The sequence below is a fragment of the Pseudomonas sp. XP1 genome (assembly GCF_053557675.1).
In genome coordinates this window covers 19,723-25,278 of the sequence record NZ_JBNRIJ010000004.1, presented here as the reverse complement: position 1 = coordinate 25,278, position 5,556 = coordinate 19,723, and the positions used below count along the sequence as shown (strand labels likewise).

The 5,556-nt window shown below is 62.2% G+C and carries 5 protein-coding genes; all 5 read right to left on the bottom strand.

From position 1 onward, the window contains the following. Window positions 1-109: 109 nt before the first annotated feature. The 5 genes from ACK1U9_RS05260 to ACK1U9_RS05240 all read right to left on the bottom strand — a co-directional run bounded on the left by ACK1U9_RS05260 (window position 110) and on the right by ACK1U9_RS05240 (window position 5,206). Window positions 110-826, bottom strand: a complete 717-nt coding sequence (locus ACK1U9_RS05260) for an ABC transporter ATP-binding protein (RefSeq protein ID WP_015271986.1) — start codon at window positions 824-826, stop codon at window positions 110-112. Continuing rightward, window positions 823-1,698, bottom strand: coding sequence for an ATP-binding cassette domain-containing protein (locus ACK1U9_RS05255; RefSeq protein WP_010955466.1), 876 nt, complete (start codon window positions 1,696-1,698; stop codon window positions 823-825). The genes ACK1U9_RS05260 and ACK1U9_RS05255 overlap by 4 nt, the downstream gene beginning before the upstream one ends. Continuing rightward, window positions 1,695-2,996, bottom strand: a complete 1,302-nt coding sequence (gene livM / locus ACK1U9_RS05250) for a high-affinity branched-chain amino acid ABC transporter permease LivM (protein ID WP_046613297.1) — start codon at window positions 2,994-2,996, stop codon at window positions 1,695-1,697. Before livM ends, ACK1U9_RS05255 begins: the two co-directional genes overlap by 4 nt. A 2-nt stretch (window positions 2,997-2,998) precedes the next feature. Next, window positions 2,999-3,913: an ABC transporter permease subunit gene (locus ACK1U9_RS05245; RefSeq protein ID WP_013974411.1), complete on the bottom strand. Its 915-nt coding sequence runs from the start codon at window positions 3,911-3,913 to the stop codon at window positions 2,999-3,001. Window positions 3,914-4,069: 156 nt separating this feature from the next. Beyond that, a complete protein-coding gene (locus tag ACK1U9_RS05240; protein ID WP_015271988.1) occupies window positions 4,070-5,206 on the bottom strand; it encodes a branched-chain amino acid ABC transporter substrate-binding protein in 1,137 nt (378 codons plus the stop codon). Window positions 5,207-5,556 lie beyond the last annotated feature (350 nt).

Genomic DNA, 5,556 nt, shown 5'->3' with positions numbered 1-5,556 from the left:
GCCGGCAAGCCAGCTCCCACAGGGCCCCCCCAGGCCCCGAAGGCAGCGCAGTACCTGTGGGAGCTGGCTTGCCGGCGAAAAGGGCCGCAAAGCGGCCCCCGAATGCAACTCAATGCCCGCCGAGATAGGCGTTACGGACTTCCTCGTTGACCAATAGCTCCTGCCCCGTGCCGCTCATGCGAATCTGTCCGTTGACCATCACATAAGCCCGGTCCGACAGTTTCAGCGCATGGTTGGCGTTCTGCTCCACCAGAAAGATGGTCATCCCGGTCTTGGCCAGCTCACGCAAGGTCGAGAAGATCTGCTTGACCACGATCGGCGCCAGCCCCAGTGATGGCTCATCCAGCAGCAGCAGCTTTGGCCGGCTCATCAGCGCGCGGGCAATCGCCAGCATCTGCTGCTCGCCACCAGACATGGTCATGGCCCTCTGGTTACGCCGTTCTTTCAGGCGCGGAAACAGCTCGTACATGCGCTGCATGTCTTCGTCGGCATGCTTGTCGCCGATGGGGATGGTGCCCATCATCAGGTTTTCCTCGACGGTCATGTCGGGGAACACCCGGCGCCCTTCCGGCGACTGAGCGATGCCGTTGGAAGCGATGTAGTGCGACGACTTGCGAGTGATGTCGGTGCCACGGTACACGATATGCCCCGAGGCCGCCCGCGGCTGGCCGAAGATCGACATCAGCAGGGTCGACTTGCCGGCACCGTTGGCACCGATCAGGCTGACCGTCTCGCCCTCGTTGATGTGCATCGAGACCTTTTTCAGCGCCTGGATCGGGCCGTAGAACACGTCCAGGTCCTTCAGTTCGAGAATGGGTGCACTCATACCAGTTCCTCTTCATCGGCACCCAGGTAGGCGGCGATCACCGTCGGGTTGTGGCGGATATCCTGCGGCGCGCCTTCGGCAATAACGTTGCCGTGGTCAAGCACCACGATATGGTCGGAAATGCTCATGACCATGCCCATGTCGTGTTCGATCAGCACCACGGTGATGTCATGCTCGTCGCGCAGCACACGGATCATGCGGCTGAGTGCCTCGGTTTCCTGCGGGTTCAGGCCAGCCGCTGGTTCGTCCAGGCAGATGATCTTCGGCCGCGTGCACATGGCCCGGGCGATTTCCAGGCGGCGCTGCTGGCCGTACGAAAGCTCGCCAGCCAGTCGGTTGGCGCAATCGACCAGATCGACCACTTCCAGCCAGTAGAATGCGTGGTCCAGCGCGTCGCTCTCGGCCTTGCGGTAGGCCTTGGTATTGAGCACCCCGGCCAGCAGGTTGCGGTTGACCCACATATGCTGGGCCACCAGCAGGTTCTCCACCACCGACATTTCCTTGAACAGGCGAATGTTCTGGAAGGTGCGTGCCAGGCCGGCGCGGTTGACCAGGTGGGTACCGCCGAACATCTTGTAGTACATGCGGTTGGCAAAGCGCGCCGGGGAGACGAAGTCTGCCGCCTGGAAGCGCTCGCCCAGCAGCTGGATGACATTGGTGTGGCTGCCGCGCACGTTCAGCTCGATGCGCCCGCCACTCGCCTTGTAGAACCCGGTCAGGCAGTTGAACACAGTGGTCTTGCCCGCACCGTTAGGGCCGATAAGTGCAAAGATCTGGTTGCGCCGGACCTTCAGGCTGACATCGCTGAGCGCCTTGATGCCACCGAACTGCATCATCAGGTTGTCGACCGAGAGAATGATATCGTCGCTCATGGCGCCACTCCTTTACGCGGGGTCACACCGGTACGGCTGATGCGGATCAGCCCACGCGGTCGCCAGATCATCATCAGCACCATCAGCACACCGAACAGCAGCACGCGGTATTCGGAGAAGCTGCGCAGCAACTCGGGCGCCACGGTCAGCACGAAGGCCGCGATCACCACGCCCACGGTCGAGCCCATGCCACCGAGCACGACGATGGCGAGGATCAGCGCTGACTCGAAGAAGGTGAACGACGACGGGTTGACGAAGCCTTGGTAGGTGGCAAAGAACACCCCGGCCAGGCCGGCGGTGGAAGCACCCAGAGTAAACGCCGAGAGCTTGACCAGCACGTGGTTCAGGCCCATCGAGCGGCAGGCGATCTCGTCTTCGCGTAGCGCTTCCCAGGCACGGCCGACCGGCATGCGGGTCAGGCGGTGCTTGATGTACAGCACTGCCAGCACGACGATGAACAGCACCGCGTAGATGAACACGAACTTGAGGTTGGCGTTGTAATCGAAGCCGAAGAACTCGTGGATCGGTACCCCGCCGTCCTTGGCCCGGCGGCCGAACTCCAGGCCGAAGAAGGTGGGCGCCGGTGCCGGCATGCCGTTCGGGCCGCCGGTGAACGACAACCAGTTGTTCAGCACCAGGCGGATGATCTCGCCAAAGCCCAAGGTCACGATCGCCAGGTAGTCGCCGTGCATTCGCAGCACCGGGAAGCCGAGTATGCACCCCGCCAGCGCCGCTGCGATGGCGGCCAGAGGCAGCACGCTCCAGAAGCCCAGGCCAAGGTATTGGTAACCCAGCGCCAGGCCGTACGCGCCGATGGCATAGAACGCCACGTAGCCCAGGTCGAGCAGGCCGGCCAGGCCGACCACGATGTTCAGCCCCAGGCCCAGCAGCACGTAGATCAGGCCGAGGATGACCACGGTCAGCAGGTACTTGTTGGCGAAGATCGGGAAGACGATGGCAATCACCACCAGCGCAGGGATGATATAGCGCAGCCGCGATACGTAGTTCGGCGCGCGCACATGCACGCCCGAGCCGCCGCTTTCGAAGCCTTGGAGCATGCGCGAGCCGGCGGCAGTCTGCAGATACAGGCTGAGCAGGAAGCGCCCCAGCATCACCCCGCCGACCAGCCAGGCCACACGCCGCGGCTCGGCATTGAAGGTGTAGCCGTCGAGCACCACGCCGACGACAGGGCCAAACACGATGAGTGCCAGCAGGCCGGCGACGATGGTCTCCAGCAGGCTGCGTTTGATATCGAAACCTTTGGTTTCAGGAACAGAGGCAGTTTTGGCAATGGACATGTTCACACCTTAGCCACGAGCGGGCGGCCCAGCAGGCCTTGCGGGCGGAAGATAAGGATCATCACCAGCAGCGAGAAGCTGAACACGTCCTTGTAGTCGGAGTTGATCAGGCCAGAGAACAGCGACTCGGAAATGCCCAGGATGATCCCGCCGAGCATGGCGCCAGGCAGCGAGCCGATACCACCGAGCACCGCGGCGGTGAACGCCTTGATGCCGATGATGAAGCCGGCGTAGAAGTCGAAGGTGCCGTAGTTCATGGTAATCAGCACGCCGGCCAGGGCGGCCATCACCGCACCGATGACGAATACGTAGGAGATCACCCGGTCGGTGTTGATGCCCAGGATCGAGGCCATCTTGCGGTCTTGCTGGGTGGCACGGCACATGCGGCCGAGCTTGGTGTACTTGATCACGTAGGTGAGCAGGCCCATGCCAACGAAGGCTGCCACCAGAATGAAAATCTTGGTGTAGGTCAGTTGCACGAAGCCGGTACCCACTTCGACACGCCAGGCGCCTTCCAGCAGGGTTGGCACGCCTTGCTGGCGGGCGCCCTGGCTGATCTGCGCGTAGTTCTGCAGGATCAGCGAGATGCCGATGGCACTGATCAGCGGTGCCAGACGGGTGGAGTTGCGCAGGGGTTTGTAGGCGATGCGTTCGATGGTGAAGCCGTACACACCGGTGACGACGATGGTGAACAACAGGGTGCCCAGCATCAACAGGGGAAACGACTCGATACCGAAGTAAGCCAGCAATGCCAGGCTGATCGCCGCGAGGTACGCGGAAATCATATACACCTCGCCGTGCGCGAAGTTGATCATGCCGATAATGCCATAGACCATTGTGTAGCCGATGGCGATCAGGCCATAGACCGACCCGAGGGTCAGGCCGTTGACCAGTTGCTGCAGGAAAATACCATCCATAACGCAATCTCACCTGATTGAGATTGCACGAGCGCCGACCACGGCGGGCCTGGGACAGGCGGCCCTCGCAGCGCAGTACTGTGCAGATCTACGGATAAAGACAGGTACCGCTGGGCTTTGGCCCGGGGGCTGACGCGCCCGGGCCGTGGGCCGTTGTTATTTTTGTTTTTCCAGCTGGTGGTACTTGCCTTGGGCATCCCACTGGTAGACCACGTAGTCGGACACGGTCAGGTCACCCTTCGAGTCCCACTTTTTCTCGCCCATGACGGTCTGCACCGGGTTGGCCTTGAGCCACTTGGCAGCGTCCTCGCCCTTGTTCGACTTGGCGCCGTTGAACGCTGCAGCCAGGGCCTGCAGCGAGGCATAGGCGTACAGGGTATAGCCTTCAGGTTCGGTACCGGCCTTGCGGAACTCCTCCACCACCGCCTTGCTGTCCGGCAGCAGGCGCGGGTCGGCACCGAAGGTCATGTACACGCCATCGACGTACTGTGCGCCGCCGGCGGTGGACACCAGTTCATCGGTGACGATGCCGTCATCGGACATGAACTTGACGTCCTTCAGGCCCTGTTCGCGCAGCTGGCGCACCAGCGGGCCGGCTTCCGGGTGCAGGCCACCGAAGTAGACCACGTCGGCACCGGTGGAGCGGATCTTGGTGACCACGGCGCTGAAGTCCTTCTCGCCGCGGGTCAGGCCTTCGTACAGCACCGGCTTGACGCCGCGTTTCTCCAGCTGTGCCTTGGTCGCGTCGGCCAGGCCCTGGCCGTAGGTGTCCTTGTCGTGCAGTACCGCGACTTTCTTGCCCTTGAGCACGTCGACGATGTAGTCGCCGGCGACGATGCCCTGTTGGTCGTCACGGCCGCACATGCGGAACATGGCGCCCAGGCCGCGCTCGGTGACCTGTGGGTTGGTGGAACCTGGGGTGATGGCGATGACGCCAGCCTCGTCATACACCTCGGAGGCCGGGATGGTGTTGGAGGAACAGAAGTGGCCGACCACGCCGATCACCTTGTCCTGGTCGACCAGGCGGTTGGCCACGGCCACGGCCTGCTTCGGCTCGCAGGCGTCATCGCCCTTGACCAGGACGATTTTCTCGCCGTTCACGCCACCGGCGGCGTTGATCTTGTCGGCCGCTGCCTGCGCACCTTTCATGTACTGCTCGCCAAACGCTGCGTTAGCCCCGGTCATCGGGCCCGCTACACCGATCTTGACGTCGGCCTGAACATACGAAGAAACACCCAGTGCCGTAGCTACGGCCAGAGCCAGGAAACCTTTCTTGTAAAACGTCTGCGACATGAGGTGGTGCTCCTAGAGTTTTTTTTGGTTGGCACTACAACTTCTCAGCCCAGTGCTCCGAGCAAGGGCCGTGCCATAGGTTTTGTCTTACGGGAAAACACACTGTGCAGGTTGCTGGCAGGCGACCGACGGCCTTTTCTTTATTGAGCGTGCAACCGTCTGCCACGCGGCGGGCGCCACCACACGTACAGACAAGGAGCAACCATCGAGTGCCATCATTGCAACCCTGGCAAGTGTTAACGTGCAACCGCCCTGTAACAGCGGACGTCACCGAACTGCACACAGCTGGTGCGCGACTGCTACAGGCGGCACCGTTTCAAGGCTAGCTGGTGCACGAAAAAACACCTCTG

What these genes read in the sequence shown, in the direction of transcription:
- ACK1U9_RS05260 (WP_015271986.1), bottom strand. Translation starts at nt 826, where the DNA reads ATGAGTGCACCCATTCTCGAACTGAAGGACCTGGACGTGTTCTACGGC.
- ACK1U9_RS05255 (WP_010955466.1), bottom strand. Translation starts at nt 1,698, where the DNA reads ATGAGCGACGATATCATTCTCTCGGTCGACAACCTGATGATGCAGTTC.
- livM (WP_046613297.1), bottom strand. Translation starts at nt 2,996, where the DNA reads ATGTCCATTGCCAAAACTGCCTCTGTTCCTGAAACCAAAGGTTTCGAT.
- ACK1U9_RS05245 (WP_013974411.1), bottom strand. Translation starts at nt 3,913, where the DNA reads ATGGATGGTATTTTCCTGCAGCAACTGGTCAACGGCCTGACCCTCGGG.
- ACK1U9_RS05240 (WP_015271988.1), bottom strand. Translation starts at nt 5,206, where the DNA reads ATGTCGCAGACGTTTTACAAGAAAGGTTTCCTGGCTCTGGCCGTAGCT.